Source organism: Burkholderia sp. BCC1644, from assembly GCF_902833225.1.
GTDB lineage: Bacteria > Pseudomonadota > Gammaproteobacteria > Burkholderiales > Burkholderiaceae > Burkholderia.
In genome coordinates, this window is record NZ_CADFEI010000026.1 from 72804 (window position 1) to 89460 (window position 16657).

Annotated in this window: 20 protein-coding genes; 5 read left to right on the forward strand and 15 right to left on the reverse strand. The window is 64.4% G+C overall.

Going from position 1 to position 16657, the window contains the following annotated elements:
• Positions 1-4: 4 nt before the first annotated feature.
• The 6 genes from HWX87_RS34445 to HWX87_RS34470 all read right to left on the reverse strand — a co-directional run bounded on the left by HWX87_RS34445 (position 5) and on the right by HWX87_RS34470 (position 3273).
• Positions 5-682: a hypothetical protein gene (locus tag HWX87_RS34445; protein WP_176051330.1), complete on the reverse strand. Its 678-nt coding sequence runs from the start codon at positions 680-682 to the stop codon at positions 5-7.
• A 79-nt stretch (positions 683-761) separates the two neighbouring features.
• Entirely contained in the window at positions 762-1310 is a 549-nt protein-coding gene (locus HWX87_RS34450; protein ID WP_176051331.1) for a GNAT family N-acetyltransferase, read from the reverse strand.
• Between the two features lie 86 nt (positions 1311-1396).
• A complete protein-coding gene (locus HWX87_RS34455) occupies positions 1397-1840 on the reverse strand; it encodes a hypothetical protein (protein ID WP_176051332.1) in 444 nt (147 codons plus the stop codon).
• Between the two features lie 120 nt (positions 1841-1960).
• Entirely contained in the window at positions 1961-2173 is a 213-nt protein-coding gene (locus tag HWX87_RS34460; RefSeq protein ID WP_176051333.1) for a hypothetical protein, read from the reverse strand.
• 63 nt (positions 2174-2236) lie between these two features.
• Positions 2237-2611, reverse strand: a complete 375-nt coding sequence (locus tag HWX87_RS34465) for a VOC family protein (RefSeq protein ID WP_176051334.1) — start codon at positions 2609-2611, stop codon at positions 2237-2239.
• A 272-nt stretch (positions 2612-2883) separates the two neighbouring features.
• Positions 2884-3273 carry a hypothetical protein gene (locus HWX87_RS34470; protein WP_176051335.1) on the reverse strand — a complete coding sequence of 130 codons (390 nt, stop codon included), beginning with the start codon at positions 3271-3273 and terminating at the stop codon, positions 2884-2886.
• Between the two features lie 195 nt (positions 3274-3468).
• On the opposite strand from HWX87_RS34470, the gene HWX87_RS34475 reads away from it, so the two are divergent.
• Entirely contained in the window at positions 3469-4074 is a 606-nt protein-coding gene (locus HWX87_RS34475) for a VOC family protein (RefSeq protein WP_208456555.1), read from the forward strand.
• Positions 4075-4096: 22 nt separating this feature from the next.
• On the opposite strand, the gene HWX87_RS34480 is transcribed toward HWX87_RS34475, so the two are convergent.
• From HWX87_RS34480 to HWX87_RS34490, 3 genes are all read right to left on the reverse strand, one after another.
• A complete protein-coding gene (locus HWX87_RS34480) occupies positions 4097-5011 on the reverse strand; it encodes an alpha/beta hydrolase (RefSeq protein ID WP_176051336.1) in 915 nt (304 codons plus the stop codon).
• Positions 5012-5099: 88 nt separating this feature from the next.
• Positions 5100-6161 (reverse strand): helix-turn-helix transcriptional regulator, encoded by a 1062-nt coding sequence (locus HWX87_RS34485; RefSeq protein ID WP_244137811.1) that lies wholly within the window; start codon positions 6159-6161, stop codon positions 5100-5102.
• 15 nt (positions 6162-6176) lie between these two features.
• Positions 6177-7304, reverse strand: a complete 1128-nt coding sequence (locus HWX87_RS34490) for an aminotransferase class V-fold PLP-dependent enzyme (protein WP_176051337.1) — start codon at positions 7302-7304, stop codon at positions 6177-6179.
• Positions 7305-7581: 277 nt separating this feature from the next.
• On the opposite strand from HWX87_RS34490, the gene HWX87_RS34495 reads away from it, so the two are divergent.
• Positions 7582-8763 (forward strand): serine hydrolase domain-containing protein, encoded by a 1182-nt coding sequence (locus HWX87_RS34495; protein WP_176051338.1) that lies wholly within the window; start codon positions 7582-7584, stop codon positions 8761-8763.
• 91 nt (positions 8764-8854) lie between these two features.
• Here HWX87_RS34495 and HWX87_RS34500 read toward each other — a convergent pair whose 3' ends face one another.
• From HWX87_RS34500 to HWX87_RS34525, 6 genes are all read right to left on the reverse strand, one after another.
• Positions 8855-9463, reverse strand: coding sequence for an OmpA family protein (locus HWX87_RS34500; protein ID WP_176051339.1), 609 nt, complete (start codon positions 9461-9463; stop codon positions 8855-8857).
• 2 nt (positions 9464-9465) lie between these two features.
• Positions 9466-9996: a hypothetical protein gene (locus tag HWX87_RS38160; protein ID WP_244137812.1), complete on the reverse strand. Its 531-nt coding sequence runs from the start codon at positions 9994-9996 to the stop codon at positions 9466-9468.
• 403 nt (positions 9997-10399) lie between these two features.
• The gene (locus HWX87_RS34510; protein WP_176051340.1) at positions 10400-11572 is read right to left on the reverse strand and encodes an FAD-binding oxidoreductase; all 1173 of its coding nucleotides are present in this window, start codon (positions 11570-11572) and stop codon (positions 10400-10402) included.
• A gap of 164 nt (positions 11573-11736) precedes the next feature.
• Positions 11737-12888 carry a branched-chain amino acid ABC transporter substrate-binding protein gene (locus tag HWX87_RS34515; protein ID WP_176051341.1) on the reverse strand — a complete coding sequence of 384 codons (1152 nt, stop codon included), beginning with the start codon at positions 12886-12888 and terminating at the stop codon, positions 11737-11739.
• Positions 12889-13312: 424 nt separating this feature from the next.
• Positions 13313-13504 (reverse strand): CsbD family protein, encoded by a 192-nt coding sequence (locus tag HWX87_RS34520; RefSeq protein WP_176051342.1) that lies wholly within the window; start codon positions 13502-13504, stop codon positions 13313-13315.
• 141 nt (positions 13505-13645) lie between these two features.
• Positions 13646-15178, reverse strand: coding sequence for a helix-turn-helix transcriptional regulator (locus tag HWX87_RS34525; protein ID WP_176051343.1), 1533 nt, complete (start codon positions 15176-15178; stop codon positions 13646-13648).
• A 336-nt stretch (positions 15179-15514) separates the two neighbouring features.
• Between HWX87_RS34525 and HWX87_RS34530 the strand changes: the two genes are divergently transcribed.
• The 3 genes from HWX87_RS34530 (at position 15515) to HWX87_RS34540 (ending at position 16355) form a co-directional block, all read left to right on the forward strand.
• A complete protein-coding gene (locus HWX87_RS34530; RefSeq protein WP_176051344.1) occupies positions 15515-15685 on the forward strand; it encodes a hypothetical protein in 171 nt (56 codons plus the stop codon).
• A gap of 56 nt (positions 15686-15741) precedes the next feature.
• Positions 15742-16092: a BON domain-containing protein gene (locus HWX87_RS34535; protein ID WP_176051345.1), complete on the forward strand. Its 351-nt coding sequence runs from the start codon at positions 15742-15744 to the stop codon at positions 16090-16092.
• Positions 16093-16157: 65 nt separating this feature from the next.
• Positions 16158-16355, forward strand: coding sequence for a CsbD family protein (locus tag HWX87_RS34540; RefSeq protein ID WP_048251752.1), 198 nt, complete (start codon positions 16158-16160; stop codon positions 16353-16355).
• Positions 16356-16657: the final 302 nt, after the last annotated feature.

Below are 16657 nucleotides of genomic sequence, written 5' to 3' on the forward strand. Positions count from 1 at the left end.
GCGGCTATTTGCTCGCGGCAAGGCGGCGCAGGATTTCCGCGCGCTCGGCGGTCAGCACGTGGTCCGAGCCCTCGCCGCGGTCGTAGCGCTTCGCCGTGCGGTAGGAGAAGCGCTTCGAGTATTGATTGGCGGCGGGATCGAACACCCACGCGTCGACTTCGAAGAAATGCTTGCCGAAATGATCCTCGTCCTTCTCCCAGATATAGTCCGCCCGGACAAACAGCGGATACGGCGACACATCCGGCAGCTTCCACATCGCTCGGTCGGCCATCTCCGTCTGGGTGACTTTCGGCATCAGGTTCTCGATCTTGCCGTTCGCGCCGACACGCAGGACGGCCACGCGCTCCAGCATCCCGCTGCCGCCGCCCGAGAACATCCCCGAGAAGAACACCCACGAGCCGCCCGACGCGATCGGCAACCGCTCGGACTTCGGATCCAGGCCGAACTGGTAAAGCTCCCTGGAAGCATGGGGAAGCGGCGCCGGCGGCATCTCGAAGCACGGTGCATGGTCGGGAAGCACGCAGAGCTTCACACCGGACAGCGGGAGCCCGTCGCTGTCGAGCTTGCCTTCCACTTGCGTGTAGCGCGGGAATGCGGATTCGCCGGGGGCTGCCTGAGCATCAGCGATGCCGACGACTGCAAAGCTCAAGATCACCGCGAGCGTCTTGCCGGTCCTGCGCATACACCACCCTCTCTGATTTATTTGAATGACGCGGATTGACGATGATTCGGCAGGCTTGTGCCGAAAATCATTGCTGGGTTCACTTCGATTGACGAGACGCCTGCGAGCAACCCGTCGATGATCCAGTCGACAGTTGATCGGCCGGCCTCTCGTACAACGACCAGTCACGGCCGTCCGACTTCAATCCAACGCGGACAAAACCAAGCGATTCGTAGTAAGCGCAAAGCTTCGTGTTTTCAGCGTCGCAGTCGAGTCGAACGAAACGCCGGTTCGAGCCGCTCACCTCGCGGGCACACCAGTCGAGCACGAAGCTGCCGATCCCCAGCCCGTTGAAACCTTGCCGCACACATAGCCCATGCACGTACCCGGCGATCGGTGCTTGAGGCCCCCAGTGGTTGTCGTCGTCGAAACCGAGCGCGAACGTTCCGATCAACGTGCCATCCTGTTCGACGACATACACCGCTTTCTCGGCGACATTGTTTCGTACCCACCGCTCGGAGAAGCCGTCGCCCGCGTTGCCCCACACATAATCGCCATGCGCGACTTTCTTTGCGTGTGCATCGTTCCGGATCTGCGTGAGCGCCGGCACGTCGTCTGCCGTGGCCCTGCGGATGATTTTCGAATTCATCGCTCGTCTTTCCGTTGAGTCTTCGCGGCGTGGCACGACAGTTTTCATCTCGCCAAGCCGCATTCGCAATAGCAATCGTGACGCTCTTACGAAGTCGTACCCTGGAACCAACGCGAACACGGGCCAGAATAAATGAGCACGGTCGCAATCGCATTGGCGAAAAAGGACACTTCGATCAGGTTCATCCTGAACGGGAGCGCGACCACGATGAAGGCCAGCGTCGTGACAATCGTGAGTACCAGTTCCAGCGTGCGTGCCAGCTTTTGTCGTTGGCAAAGGCCTATGATCAGGCTGGCGTTCAGGAACAGCCAGAATCCCTGAACCACGGCGATCATGGCGGCACCCTGACGCATAAGCGTTGCCTTTTCCACGGGCACCGCGCCAATTTGACTGACACCCAGCATCTGAAGCCAGACTGCAAATCCGGCTTCGATGAGCCAGACAATCGTGAAGAGTGCGATGGCATGACGGATCTGCGGCGGCGCGTCCGTGTGAAACGCCGGCATGGCCTTCAATTTGCCGATTGGCATCGTATTTTCGGGAGGCCGATGGCCGCCCGCCCCGAAATGTATTGGTATCGTCTCCGCCGCTAGCCGGCGCCGCGTAGCACCGAACGCAGACCGAGTGTAGCGCACCCGCTCTCAAGGCAATTAAAACCCGACAAAGCGACCATAGATCCCAAAGCAGGCTTCGGCGGCGAACAATAGCGAAACGACGATACAGACAACACGCCAACCACCGCGCAAACGGGTCGCCGAGAAATACAATCCGGCCGCGCCGACAAACAGCATCACGGGCCAGTAGTCGGCGCCGATCAAGATCGCGACGATATAAAAAGGCAAATCGATGGCGATGTCACTCATCCCGGTCGCCCCCTGTGCACACCTGACGCAGGCCTTCGAACACATCCGTCCGCCGCCGAAGGATCACCCCTCCGCCTGATGACACACCACCTCGATATTGTGCCCATCCGGCCCGATGACGAACGCCGCGTAGTAGTTCGCGTGATAATGCGGCCGCAGCCCGGGCGCGCCGTTGTCCTTCCCGCCCGCCTCCAGCGCCGCGCGATGGAACGCATCGACTTGCTGCCGATTGTCGGCCACGAACGCGATGTGGAGATGCGCCGGTTTCTCGGCCGTCTGGAACAGACACAACGAAGGCTTGCCGGGCGGACTGATCTCGATCCCGTAAGAAGGCTCGCCCTCGCCCACCGTCACTGCACCGATCGGTGCGAGCGCCTTGAGGTAAAACGCTTTGCTGGCGGCAAAGTCGCTGACTCCGAATTTGACGTGGTCAAACATGAGATCCCCTCGGATAGATGGGCTGGCCTGCACCCGGGTGTGATGTCGAGACCACCGCGATGGTGCCACACACAGCCGGCGACCGTACACCTTCCGCTCGCCAACAAAAAAGGCCCGACAGCGTCGGGCCAACGAGCGAGACACAAGGAGAATCCCGCTCACCCCTCACCGGGTAGACACGCCGTGCGACGTGACGTTGTCGAGATCCGGGCGATACCTGACGATCGCATGTCGATCACCCTGCTTGCCTGAAAGGATTCGGAGCGACGGTGCTATTGCGACACGGGCGCAGCAGACGATCCGTCCGCCGGCATTTGCGGCAGAGGAATGGCCGCCCCGCTGTTCGATCCGCCACTCGTTGCGCCCGCAGCATTCGTGCTGCCCGCTTGCCCGCGACGGCCTCGGTGCGCGCCACGCGCGACCGCAGGCTCACTCGCCGCGACCGGCCGCATCGGCGGATGGGTGATGTACTGGAAATTCTCGTTGATCGCGCTGTTGCCGGTGTCATACGGCGGGTGCACAAACACACTGCTGGTAACGGGCGCACTGGCCTGGGCGAACGCTGCCGGAGCGATGAACATCGCGGCGGCCACCGTCGCGACACGCAACGCGACGAAGCGCGCGAGCGCACCGGCATCCCGGGCAGTCGGGTGTACTGTCACGCTAGGTTTCCTCCAATGCGCGTCCGGCTGGCGATCGTTCGACCGCTGACGACACCCGCTCGAAAAAGTTGGCCCACGCTGAATAGCGCGGGCCGAGCGGAGGTCACACAACACCTTGGGGGGGACAAGGTGAAACCAGTCTAGCCGGAGTCATCGGAAAGAAGATTTCATGCGGGATTACAGCTATTACCTCATATGACGAAGCATCGGCCGGTGTCGTCGGCGCCAGGCTGCGACACGTCGTTCGGGAGCCCGCGTTACCGTGCGACCGGCTTCCGCAGCGCCGAAGGTATGCAGCGCATCGCCGGGTTTGCTATCGTCCAATGGCGTGATGCCCCAACCCTCCGCACCCACATCGAAGAAGGCGGCTCAATGATCGACCACGTCTACCTCTCCGTCACCGACATCGACAAGTCGCTGGCCTTCTACGCCGAAGCCTTGAAACCGCTGGGCTGGCACATCTTCGCCAACTACGACTCCGCGTCAGGCCCCGAGGGCGTCCCCGATCTCTACGGCCTGGGCGACGACGTGTACGGCAAGGGCAACGCGGTCGGATCGAGTATCTGGCTCCGCCAGCGCAAGCCCGGCGAGACGGGGCTATACCTCGGGATCGTCTGCGACACCAACGAACTGGTCGACGCAGCCTATGCAGCCGCCATCAAGGCCGGCGGCATCGACGAGGGGAAACCGGCGGATCGCACCTATTTCGCCCCTGGCTACTATGCGGCCAACGTCGCCGACTTCGACGGCAATCGCCTCGAGTTCGTCCACAAGGCGTGGAACCCGAAGCGGCACGCATAGCGCCAACAAGCGCGGGTTCAGGTCAGCGCACGCCGCCCAGATGCTGCGTAAACCATTCCACTGCCGCCCGACTGGTTGCGTCGAAGTGCTCGATATACGGCGTGAAATGGCCGCCCTTGATCTGGAGCAATCGCTTCGGTTGCAGCGCGTTTTCCCACGCCTTGAGACAAAGGTCGGTCGGTGTCAGCACGTCCTGGTCGGCGACGATCATCAGCAGTGGAGTCGGCGAAATGCGGTCGACGTACTGGCCCGGTTCGTTCTCGCGGGACAGTTCTGCACTGCGTAACGTCACTTCATTGCGCCAGTTCGGCGCAAACTGCGCGGCCGATTCGGTGAAGAACCGGTACGCGTCCACGCCGGCCATCGCACAGGCAACAGAGGAGTCGGCACTGACGGCCGGCAACATGGCCGGCGGGCCACCCGCGAAGCGCTGCCGGCGATCGTCGTCGAAGCGTGCCAGCATCGCCGGTACGAGATCGGAACGCGTGCGGCGCAGGCCCGACTGGTATCCGCTGATCGTCGGCACCTGCGACACCACGCATTTCACGCGCCGGTCGATCGCAGCCACTTCGAGCACGTGGCCGCCGCTGTAGCTGGTGCCCCAGATACCGATGCGATCGCCATCGACATCGGCGCGCGTCTGCAGATAGCTGATCGCATCGCGATAGCCGCGCTTCTGTTGCACGGGGTCGATTTCCTGACGGGGAAATCCGTCGCTTGCGCCGAAGTTCTTGTGATCGTAGAGCAGCACGGCAAAGCCGTTGGCGGCGAACACCTCCGCGTAGCGGTCCAGATACTGCTCTTTCACGGCCGAAAAGCCGTGCGCCATCACGATGGCGGGAGATGCTTTCCCGTCGGTGCTACGCTGCTCCGGCTCATAGAACCAGCCTCGCAGCGTCGTGGATTCGGACGGGAATTCAATGTCATGTCGCGTCATGTCGGGTTGCCTCGTTCGGTCGGTGGGTTCGATGACCGATACGATAAGTGCAACGCGCCAGGTTCCGCGTGTGCTGGAAAGACGTTTGCTACGCGGAATCGGACAGTTTCGCGTAGGCGCTCGGCGTCATGCCGGTGAACCGGCGAAACACGGTCGAGAATGCGCTCGTCGTTTCGTAGCCCAGTTCGGCCGCGACGGCGATCACCGGGCACCCCGATGCCAGCAACGGGCGCGCGGCTGAAATCCGGGCCTGCTGTCGCCACTGACTGAACGACAAGCCGGTTTCCGCGGTGAACAGCCGGGCCAACGTTCGACTCGACGCACCGACTTCACCAGCCCATTCCGTCAGCGTGCGTCGATCGGCCGGATTCGACAGGATGGCATCGCAGACGCGCGCAAGCCGCCGATCCTGGCCGGACGGAAGCCGCAACGGCTGCTCCGGAGACCACTCGATTTCAGCGAGCATGAGCTGGATGACGAGATCGTCGCGCCCGGCGGGATGCGCGTCGATCGGAAGGGACGACGCGCGCACGATCAGTTCGCGCAGCAGCGGTGAAACGTCGACCAGTCTCGGTTGATTCGGGTAGGCCGACGGCGTTGCATGCGGGTCGACGTATGCGGTTCGCATTTCGAGGAGGCCGTGTGCGCGCATCGCATGCGGAAGGTCGGGCGGAATCCAGAGTGCACGATGAGGCGGGATCATCCACATCGACTGGCATGCGAAGACTTCGGCAATGCCCGTGGTCGTGTAGACGAGTTGTGCGCGCGGATGCTGGTGCTCCGCGACGACGAAGCCGTCGGGAAACGCTTTCGGCATGACAGCCGCGATGCCCGGCGCGCGCTGGTAGTCGCGCGGGTCGGTGCTCTTCTGAACGGGGGCGATGCCGGCACGCTTCGGGGTCGCTGTCGTGTTGCGCCCGATCGCGCTACCGTGGCCGCTCCGTTCGCCCTTCATCGCTCGTCCTTTCACTTGTGCGGGATGGCCGGGTCGTGCGATCCCGGCGAATCGGACGAATGATACGGGAATGCCCGGCGCGCACCGGCGAATAATAGCCCGATCGCACGCTTCAGGTCGGAATGCGAGTGCCCGTTCGGACACCTGCATTCCAGTCTCCCGGCGCTCATGGAAAGAGCGTCGTTTATCGACCACCTGCGAAAGAACGCGTCAAAGAATCCGGTTCAACGCATCCGAGAACCGCTTCACCGCGCCATCGACATCATGCAGCTTGTCGAGACCAAACAACCCGAGCCGGAACGTCTTGAAGTCCTCCGGCTCGTCGCATTGCAGCGGCACACCGGCCGCGATCTGCAACCCGACATCCGCAAACTTCTTCCCGGTTCGAATCCCGTCATCGTCCGTGTAACTGACCACGACACCCGGCGCCTCGAACCCTGCCGCCGCCACGCTCCTGAATCCTTTCTCGGTCAGCAACGCACGAATGCGTTCGCCAAGCTCAAGCTGCTCGGCCTTCACCTTGTCGAAGCCGTACGCCTCGGTTTCCTTCATCACGTCGCGCAGCGTCGTGAGGCTGTCGGTAGGCATCGTCGCGTGATACGCAAACCCGCCGCCCTCGTACGCTTCCATGATCTGCAGCCACTTGCGCAGATCGCACGCGAAGCTGGTGCTGGTCGTCGCATCGATGCGTTCGCGCGCAAGCGGGCTCAACATGACCATCGCGCAACACGGTGACGCGCTCCAGCCCTTCTGCGGCGCGCTGATCAGGATATCGACGCCACTCGCCTGCATGTCGACCCAGACGGTACCCGACGCAATGCAATCCAGCACGAACATCCCGCCCACCGCATGTACGGCATCGGCCACCGCACGCAGGTACCCGTCAGGCAGCATCATCCCGGAAGCCGTTTCGACGTGCGGCGCAAACACCAGGTCGGGCTTGTTCTCGCGGATCGCGGCGACCACTTCGTCGATCGGCGCCGGCGCGTACGCGGCCTGCCGGCCCGCTTCGACCGGACGCGCCTTCAGCACCGTCGTCTCGGACGGAATGCTGCCCATGTCGAAAATCTGCGACCAGCGGAAGCTGAACCAGCCGTTGCGGATCACGAGGCACTTCTTGTTCGTCGCGAACTGCCGTGCCACGGCTTCCATGCCGAACGTCCCGCTGCCCGGGACGATCACGACCGATTTCGCGTTGTAGACTTTTTTCAGCGTGGCGGAAATGTCGCGCATGACACCCTGAAAGCGCTGCGACATGTGGTTGACCGAGCGATCGGTGTACACCACCGAATATTCGAGGAGACCCTCGCGGTCAACATCGGGAAGTAAACCTGGCATGCTCGCCTCCGGTGAAAGATGAACGATGGAATCAGGGCGCGCAGCGCCTGCGACTCGATACTGCTCTGCACCAATGCAATTGCGTCATTTCCTCGACGAAAGCAGATTCTAACGAACGCCGCCGGCCGATTGGGGCATATTTTGTCCGCCATCCGGTTCGATGCGCGTCGATGCCGGCGCGTGCCGCGCACGTAGCCCTGTTCCGCGTAAGGGTTAACGACGCGTGCGGCGGGCAGCCCATAACATGTCGACCAGACTCTTCACGACGGAATCCTCGATGACCTCCTCTTCAGCTTCGTCACTGCAGTCGTCACCCGATCCCGCGCTCGCCGAGCGCATCGATGCGGTGCTGTCGCGCCAGCTCGACACGCAGCGCCTCGTCGGCGCGGTGGTCCTGGTCTCACGCGACGGCGAACTCGTCTACCGCCGCGCGGCCGGATTCGCGGACCGCGAATCGCGCACGCCGATGCGCGAGGACACGCTGTTCCGCCTCGCGTCGGTGACGAAGCCGATCGTCTCGGCGGCCGCGATGGCGCTCGTCGCACAACGCAAGCTGTCGCTCGACGACGACGTGACGCGCTGGCTGCCCGAGTTCCGTCCCGCGCTGCCCGACGGCCGCGTGCCCGCGATCACGGTGCGTCAGTTGCTCGTGCATACCGCCGGCCTCGACTATCGCTACCACGAAACCGACGAGAACGGCCCCTATGCGCGCGCGGGCGTGTCCGACGGGCTGGACGGCGCATCGATCACGCTCGCCGAAAACCTGCGCCGGATCGCAAGCGTGCCGCTGCTGTTCGCGCCCGGCACCGACTTCAACTATTCGCTGTCGATCGACGTCATCGGTGCGCTGATCGAAGCCGTCTGCGGCATGCCGCTCGCCGACGCGATCGATGCGCTCGTGCTCCGCCCGCTCGGTGTGCGCGACACGGCTTTCGTCGCACGCGATCCCGCACGACTCGCCACACCCTACGTCAACGACACGCCGCAGCCGCACCGGCTCGCCGAGAACGAAGCCGTACCCATCGACGAAGGGTCCGTCGGCGTCACGTACTCGCCGTCGCGCGCGCTCAATGCGCAGGCGTTCGCATCGGGCGGCGCCGGAATGGTCGGTACGGCCGGCGACGTGCTGACGGTGCTGGACACACTGCGCGCGGGTGGCGGCGCCATCCTGCCTGCCGATCTGGTCGACGAGATGGGCCGCGTGCAGACCGGCGACTTCGAATTGGCGGACCTGCCCGGCGCGGGCTTCGGGATCGGGTTTTCGGTGTTGCACGACCCGCAGGCGGCCGCGTCGCCGGAATCCGTCGGCACATGGCGTTGGGGTGGCGTCTACGGTCATTCGTGGTTCGTCGATCGCGCACGCGGGCTGACCGTCGTGTCGCTGTCGAACACGCTCTACGAAGGGATGAACGGCCAGTACACGCTCGATCTGCGCGATGCCGTCTACGGCGCGCGCTAACACGTCGAACAACATGCGGGCCCACGCCGGAAGGCATGGGTCTGGCGGAGACAACGCGACACCTTGGGGAAACGAGCGGCCGTTAGCGTGATTATTTCGCGCCGGCCGCGTTCGGCAAGACGAACTCGACGCGCCGGTTCAGTTTGCGTCCATCCGGATTGTCCGCACCGTTTTTCAGCGTGTTGGACGCGACCGGGCGGCTGCCGCCGAAGCCCTTGACCGACAGCCGCGATTTTTTCGCGCCGTGTGTCGTGAGCCAGTCGGCCACGGCATTGGCGCGTCGAACGGAGAGATCCCGGTTATAGGAGGCGGAGCCTTTGGAGTCGGTATGCCCCTCGATGACGACCGTGCCGGCGGGAATCGACGTGATGAGCCGCAGAATGTCCTGAAGCGTCGGCTCGGCGGACGGCTGGATGCTGGCCTTGTCGAAATCGAACAGGACATCGCCCAGCATCGACACCCTGACGGCCGTTTTGTCCTGCCGCACGGACAGACCATCGTGCTGTGCGGCGAGCCCGGCAACCTGGGCGTTCAGGTCCAGGCTGGCGCCGTTCGCATCGGACGACAACCCCTTCAGGTCCAGTATCGTCGGCTTGAGATCACGGATGTCGCGAGTGGAGGAAGGCTCCTGCGCGAGAACCCCGCTCGCGGTCGCCATCGACATCACGATCGCGAGCGCCGCTTTGATCGCTCGAGTCATCGTTATCGATCGGTGATCTTGATGCCGTCGAGGGTCTCGACATTGGGGATCGTCAGCGACACCTTGGTGATGTTTTTCGGCGGGGCGGGAAATTTGCCATACCAGGTGCCGGCAATGGCGGAATCCTTCGAGGCGCTGAGGATGACGCGAGGATTGGTCAGCGGCTGGTTATGGCTATCCGTCAGCAACAGGTGTTTCTTGTTGCCGGCAAGAACATAGAAACTGTTTTCGTAATCGCTTTTGCTGATCGAGCCATAAAGCGGTTCTGTCTTGTGATCGACGATTGGCTTGAACCGCACCTTGATGGTCAGAATATCGCCTTCTCGAACCGCCTCGATCACCTGAGCCTCGGCCGCGCCGCCCGACGTGACACCGGTAGCCAGTGGCGTAGCGGCCGCCGTCTGGGCCTGAACCGACGCGATGCCGGCCAGCCCGGTGGCCGCCAGCAGTGCACCCACCATCGTGCAAACGCGTGCTGCGTTTCTGATCGGAGTCACGATCGCCATCCTCTTTTGATCAAGGTGATTGGTCACGCGCATTAATTACCGAATAAATTCCTCAAAGCGCTTATTCGGGAATATTTGCCCGCATTCCGGCATACAGCATTTGGTAAGAAAAATATCAGACTATTGCAAGGGAAGGCAACCCGTGAAATTCATACCCGCTTCGGATGTCGCGCACGACAATGGCGGCCATGCGCACTCCGTCGTCGTCGATCGCGTCAGGGCGACAACGCGATAATTCATTTGCATTGCGAATCAGTTCGGAAGCGGCAAGGAGGAAAGCCGGGCGAAAGATAACCGAAGGGAGGGGGCGCACTCGGGCTCGGCAAGCGACACCCCGCGAGCAATGAAAAAAGGCCCGACACGGTCGGGCCAATGGGTTTGAGACACAAGGAGAATTCCGCCCACCCCACTTCCGGGCGGTTACGCCGCGCTACACGACGTTCTTTTCGACGATCGGCCGGTTTTCCAGCACGCGCGCCCAGCCGAGCGGCGACAGGTCGAGCGTGTCGTAACGCCCGCCCAGAATGAGTTCACTGACGCCACGCCCGGTCGCCGGCCCCTGCTGCAGCCCGTGGCCGCTGTAGCCGTTCGCGAACACGACGTTGTCGAGTTCGGGGTGGTAACCGATGATCGCGTTGTGGTCGAACACGTTGTACTCGTAGTACCCGGACCAGCAATTCTCGACACGCAGCGCCTCGAATTCCGGCACGCGATTCGCGAGCGTCGGCCAGATCACCTCGTCGAACAGGTCGTGGTCGACTTCGTCGAGCGGCAGGTCGTCCGGGTCGCGATCGGGGCTCGGTGACGTGCCGCAGATATACGTGCGCCCTTCCGGCCGGAAATACACGCCGCTCGGATCGATCAGCAGCGGGCAATCGGTGAGCTTCGCCGGCGACGACACGTTGAAGATGCTGCGGCGCCGCGCGAACACGGGAATATCGATACCCATCATCGACGACAGCGTGCGCGTCCACGCACCGGCTGCGTTGACGACCGTGTCGCACGCATAACGCTCGCCGTCGCCCGTCACGACATGCGTGATCCTGCGGCCGTCGCGCACGACGTCCTTCACGTCGGCCGGCACGTAGCGGGCGCCGAGCGCCTGCGCCTTCTTGCGCAGCGCCTGCACGAGCCCGTAGCCGTCGAACCAGCCTTCGCCGCTCACGCCGTACGCACCCGACACGAGATCGTCGACGTTCAGCCACGGAAACTTCGCGCGCAGCGCAGCGCCGTCCATCAGCCGGATATCGGCACCGAGGCTCGTCTGCAGCGCATGATTCTCGCGCAGCGTCGCATCGCCGGCCGGCGTCGCGAGAAACAGGTAACCGCCTTCGTGCAGGTCGATCGACGGCCGGTTGCCGTCCACTTCGAGCCGCTCGCCGATCGTGCGCAGGAAGTCGATGCCGAACAGCGACATCTCGATCGACAGCGGCGTCGAGAACTGCTGGCGAATCGACGCAGCCGACAGCGCCGACGACGATCTTGCGTAGGTGGGGTCGCGTTCGATGACGGTCACGGCGACCGTGGGATCGGTGGCGCGCAGGAAATACGCGATCGAGCTGCCGATCACACCACCGCCGACGATGACGACTTGAGAACTCACGACTGACTCCAGTTGCACGTAAAAGGCACAGCCTGCCGACCGTGCCCGTGGGTTGTTCGTGCCGCGTGGTGCGCGGCGTCGCGTGGGCGGACTGCCCCGGCGATCGCTTCGGCTATTTCAGCACGTCCCGCATCGCCGCGAAAGTCCGCTCGCGCGGATTGCGTTCAGTCCGCCGATTTCGTCGTGACGGGCTGCCACGCGGCGTTCTTCACTTCATAGAGCGTCGAGCTCGGGTTCTTCAGGTCGCCCGTGTTCGTGAACGCGATCGTGCCCGTGATGCCGTCGTAGCGCGTACCCTTCAGCGCGCCGTTGAAATCGGCCGGCTTCGTCGAGTTCGCTTTCTGCATCGCATTGATCGCGATCCACGTCGCGTCGTAGGCGAACGGCGCATACGCGAGCATGTCGACGCCGTACTTCTGCTTGAATTTCGTTTCGAACTGCTTGCCCTTCGCGAGACGCGACAGCGGCTGCCCGTATTCCCACACCGACGCGCCTTCGGCCGCATTGCCGGCGAGCTTGATGAAGTTCGCGTTCATCACGCCGCCGCCCGCGAGGAACTGCGCGCGGATGCCGAGCTGGCGCATGCGCTTCACGAGCATCGCGGCCTGCGCGTCGAGGCCGCCGAAGAACACGAGATCGGCGTTGGTGCTCTTGATCTTCGTGAGCTGCGCGCTGAAGTCGACGGCCTTGTCGTTCGTGAATTCGCGCGCGACGATCGTGCCACCGTTCGCCTTCACGGCCTTCTCGAATTCGTCGGCTTCGCCCTGGCCAAACGCGGTGCGGTCGTCGATGATCGCGATGCGCTTCGCCTTCGTCACGCTCGCCGCGTACGTACCTGCGTTGCCCGCGTTCTGCGTGTCGGTCGCGATCACGCGGTACACGGTGCCGAGCCCGGCGCGCGTGATGTCGGGATTGGTCGCCGACGGCGTGATCATCGGAATGCCGGCCTTCGCGTAGATCTTCGACGCGGGCAGCGTCGTGCCCGAATTGAAGTGGCCGATCACGACGGCCACCTGCGCGTCGGCGAGTTGCTGCGCGGCCTGCACGCCGGTGCGCGGATCGCTCTGGTCGTCCTGCGACGCGATCACGAACTTCACCGGCTTGCCGCCGACCGTCGTGTGCGCGGCATTCGCTTCGTCGACCGCCATGCGCACGCCGTTCTCGATGTCCTTGCCGTATGCGGCGCCGCCGCCCGTCAGCGGGCCGGCCACGCCGACCTTCACGACCGTTTCCTGCGCGTGGGCCGCGCCCGTCTGGAACGCGAGGAGCGCGGCGGTCAATGCAACGCCGGAAAGCGAACGAATGCGGAACGTCATGGCAATCCTTCTTCTGTGGGTCGGGGTGCAACGCGCTTGCCACGCGTCGGCGACCTCTTGCGCGCCGGTGATGTCTTGCGCGGCCGGGGCGCCATTCGCTGCGCCCGACCGGCCGGCCGATCACCGCGATTCCGTCTCCGAAGAACCTTTCATCGCGAAAGAGGTGAATGGATTGTGGGTAGCCAATACCCGTGCAGCAAACGAAATATCGGAACTATGTTGTGAGGATTTGTCATCAAGTTCCGCGTTCGTGGCCGACCCTCGGCCGCGCAGCGGCGAGCCGTGGGTGGAGAACTTCAATGGGGAATGGTGGTAGCGCGCCTGGGTAAAGGCCGGCCGTGGTCATGCCGATCGCGCATCATCGTTGCGGCGACGGCCCGGCCGCCGGCCATCGCGACGCCCGCGGCGGGCGCCGCGTCATCGGTCAGTGCCGATCGGCGCCCGTGTGCTTGCGCATCGCATCGGCCGCCTCGCCGGCCTTTTCCTGGATCTTGCCGGCCTGCTGCTCGGCGATGCCTTCCGCTTCCGTCCTGCGGTCGCCCGTCACCTTGCCGAGTGCTTCCTTGACCGAACCCTTGACCTGCTTGAGCTTGCCTTCGATGCGATTCCTGTCCATGGTCGTCTCCTGCGATGGGTTGGGGAGAGCCGGCGATGTGACGGCCTGCGCCGCACCGCCGAGTGGACAGGATCGCAAGCGAACGCCGCGTACGGCAGATGCGGATGCACCAGTGTGCGGGGTGCATTCGTACCGTCGGCGTCAGTCCTTGCCCTTCGACCCGCCCTTGTCGCCGCGCGCGCCGCTCGCCTCGGCCGCGCCGACGATCCCGCGCTCGCGCGCCCACACGATCGCCTCGCCGCGGCTGTGTACGTCGAGCTTCGCGTAGATCGTCGCAACGTGATTGCGCACGGTGTTCGGCGCGAGTCCGAGGCGACCGGCGATCTCCTTGTCGGCGAGACCGTGGCACAGCAGGTCGAACACGTCGCGTTCGCGCGCGGTCAGGTCCGACAACTGCGCGCCCGCGTCGGGCGCATTCGCGCGCCGCACGTTCGCGAGCTTCTCGATCAGCGTGCGGCTGAACCACGACGCATCCTGCATCGCGGTCTCGATCGCATAAACGAGTTCCATCTCGGTGCGCTTGCGATCGCTGATGTCGAGCAGCGCGACGAGCAGGCAGTCGCGGCCGTGAATCGCGACCGGATCGGCCGACACGACGCAATCGCGCACGTCGCCCTCGCGCGTGCGAATCTGCACGTCGGCGTTGCGTACGTTGCCGTCGCGCGCAAGCCGGCCTTCAATGCGCTGCCACGCGCCGCGCTCGGCCCACAGCCCGATCTCGTCCGCGGACTTGCCGAGCAGGTCGTCCTGCGCATGGCCCGTCATCGCGGCGAATGCGCCGTTCACGTCGAGCAATTCGAAGCGCTCGGCCGTGACGATCGCGGTCGCGACCGGTGCCATCCGGAATGCCGTCGCGAAGCGTTCCTCGCTCTGCTTGAGCGCGCGCTCGGCCTGCTTGCGCGGCTCGAGATCCATGAACGTGAACAGCATGCACGCCTCGTCGTTCATGTCGATCGGCTGCCCGGCGACGACCACCGCCTTGGTGCCGCCGTCCGCGAGTTTCAGCACGGCTTCCATCTGCGGGATCGTCGCGCCTTCGCCGAGCCGCTCGATCGCGAGCTCGCGCCGCTCGGCCTGTTCGAGCACGTCGACTTCGTACACCGAGCGGCCGAGCACGTCGTCGCGCGCGTGGCCCGTCATGTCGAGAAAGCCCTGGTTGACCTTCACGTAGCGCAAATCGTCGAGCCGGCAGATCACGGCCGGCGCCGGGTTCGCGTTGAAGGTGCGCTCGAAGCGCTCCTCGGCGCTCGCCCATTCGGTTGCGTCGTGCAGCACGAGCGCGAGGCAGTCGGGTTCGCCGGCCGCGTTCGTCAGCACGAGGCTGCGGATGCGGTGAACCCAGCTCACGGTTTCGTCGGCGGCCGATTCGACTTCGACCGTCACGTCGCTGAACTCCTCGCCGGCGATCACGCGATCCATCGGATAGTGGCCGTCGCGCACCGGATGGTTGTTCCGGTAGCGCAGCCGGAAGCGCTCGCGGTATTCGGTCACGGTCGCCCCGAGCGCCTTCAGTTCGGTCACGCCGTGCATCGCGAGCGCGGCCTCGTTCGCCCAGACGATCCGCTGGTCGGGCTCGACCAGGATCACGCCCTCGGTGAGGCCCGCGATGATCTGGTGCAGCTGGCGGCGGTCGGTGTGCGACTTGAGCGCCTGTTCGTTTACCTGTTCGTTCATCGAATGGTTCCGCTGGGTCGGCACGCGCCGGCCGGCGCGTGGGGCGATGATCGCTTGCCGCGCATCGGCACGACAGGCGCGAATGCACTAGCCGTCATAGTACATTCGCACGGCGCGCCGCCATCGTGCGACATCCCGCCGACTCCGGAAGCATGCGCTGCGCCCGTTTGCCCCGCCTTGCTGTCGGCGGACACACCTCCCGCCTTCCTCGTCCCCCCGTGCAAACGCACTAGCCGATCAGGTGAATTTGCGCGATGCCCGCTCGCGTTCGCGTCGGTACGCTGGTCCTGCATCGGCGCGCATGCGCTGCCTTCCCAACCGCAGAGGAGAAGCACGATGAAGCAGCATCAGACACCCGATCCGACGCGGCCCGAACCGCCTCCGGGCAGTCCGCCCGAACCGCCGCCCGGCACCGATCCACCGGTGCCGGTGCCGCTGCCGCCCGACGTGCCGCGCCCGGACATCCCGCCGCGCGAGCCCGGCTACGACACGCCGATCGTCCGGTAACGGACGACGCCGTTCGCACGCCCCATTCAACACGCCAATCGACGGAGAACCCATCCATGAAGAAGACCCCGCATCTTTCGACGCTGCTCGCCGTCAGCACGGCTGTCCTGCTCGGCGCGGCACCGCTCACGAACGCGATCGCGCAGGACGCATCGGCCGACAACGGCATGAAAACCGAATCGAGCCAGCCGGTGACCGACACGTGGATCACGACCAAGGTGAAGAGCCAGCTGGCCGCCACCGACGGCATGAAGAGTGTCGACATCAGCGTGAAGACGGTCGACGGCGTCGTCACGCTCACGGGCGTGCTGCCGACGAAGATCGCCGTGAAGAAGGCGATCGCCGTGTCGCGCGCCGTGAAGGGCGTGAAGCACGTCGACGCATCCGGCCTGAAGGCGAAGGCCTGACCTCCCGCGCGGCGGTTGCCGCGCGTTATCTCCGCAGTTTTCCCGTCACGACACAGGAGCACACGATGAACGAGGACAAGATCAAGGGCCAGTGGAAGCAGCTCACCGGCAAGCTGAAGGCCAAGTGGGGCAAGCTGACCGACGACGATCTCGCGGTCGCCGAAGGCAATCGCGACTATCTGGCCGGGAAGATCCAGGAACGTTACGGGATCGCCCGCGACGCGGCCGAGAAGCAGTTGAAGGAATTCGATCGCGAGCTGTAACGCAACCGGCCATCTCTCCCCGCCGCGACGCTGCCGGCGTCGCGGCCACCAGGATCACGACATGGGCAAATACCTGATCGCCTGGCTGCTCGGCGTGCCGTTCGGGCTGCTGGTGCTGTTCTATCTGATCACGCACGTCTTCTGAGCGCGCGGCGCACGGCACGCGCCCGCTGCCTTCGCCCCGTTACTATCTTCACGCCCCGATAATCGGGGCTATGGCCAGCCAGGCCCGGCATGATTCCCGCCCCCAGTCGCAGTCATGATCCGGGGGGTGTTGTCACCGGGCCTGGTGGGTGGCTGGT

Bases quoted from the DNA above. Each gene is read 5' to 3' on its own strand.
- HWX87_RS34445 (WP_176051330.1), bottom strand. From the start codon at position 682: ATGCGCAGGACCGGCAAGACGCTCGCGGTGATCTTGAGCTTTGCAGTC.
- HWX87_RS34450 (WP_176051331.1), bottom strand. From the start codon at position 1,310: ATGAATTCGAAAATCATCCGCAGGGCCACGGCAGACGACGTGCCGGCG.
- HWX87_RS34455 (WP_176051332.1), bottom strand. From the start codon at position 1,840: ATGCCAATCGGCAAATTGAAGGCCATGCCGGCGTTTCACACGGACGCG.
- HWX87_RS34460 (WP_176051333.1), bottom strand. From the start codon at position 2,173: ATGAGTGACATCGCCATCGATTTGCCTTTTTATATCGTCGCGATCTTG.
- HWX87_RS34465 (WP_176051334.1), bottom strand. From the start codon at position 2,611: ATGTTTGACCACGTCAAATTCGGAGTCAGCGACTTTGCCGCCAGCAAA.
- HWX87_RS34475 (WP_208456555.1), top strand. From the start codon at position 3,469: ATGACGAAGCATCGGCCGGTGTCGTCGGCGCCAGGCTGCGACACGTCG.
- HWX87_RS34480 (WP_176051336.1), bottom strand. From the start codon at position 5,011: ATGACGCGACATGACATTGAATTCCCGTCCGAATCCACGACGCTGCGA.
- HWX87_RS34490 (WP_176051337.1), bottom strand. From the start codon at position 7,304: ATGCCAGGTTTACTTCCCGATGTTGACCGCGAGGGTCTCCTCGAATAT.
- HWX87_RS34495 (WP_176051338.1), top strand. From the start codon at position 7,582: ATGACCTCCTCTTCAGCTTCGTCACTGCAGTCGTCACCCGATCCCGCG.
- HWX87_RS34500 (WP_176051339.1), bottom strand. From the start codon at position 9,463: ATGACTCGAGCGATCAAAGCGGCGCTCGCGATCGTGATGTCGATGGCG.
- HWX87_RS34515 (WP_176051341.1), bottom strand. From the start codon at position 12,888: ATGACGTTCCGCATTCGTTCGCTTTCCGGCGTTGCATTGACCGCCGCG.
- HWX87_RS34520 (WP_176051342.1), bottom strand. From the start codon at position 13,504: ATGGACAGGAATCGCATCGAAGGCAAGCTCAAGCAGGTCAAGGGTTCG.
- HWX87_RS34525 (WP_176051343.1), bottom strand. From the start codon at position 15,178: ATGAACGAACAGGTAAACGAACAGGCGCTCAAGTCGCACACCGACCGC.
- HWX87_RS34530 (WP_176051344.1), top strand. From the start codon at position 15,515: ATGAAGCAGCATCAGACACCCGATCCGACGCGGCCCGAACCGCCTCCG.
- HWX87_RS34535 (WP_176051345.1), top strand. From the start codon at position 15,742: ATGAAGAAGACCCCGCATCTTTCGACGCTGCTCGCCGTCAGCACGGCT.
- HWX87_RS34540 (WP_048251752.1), top strand. From the start codon at position 16,158: ATGAACGAGGACAAGATCAAGGGCCAGTGGAAGCAGCTCACCGGCAAG.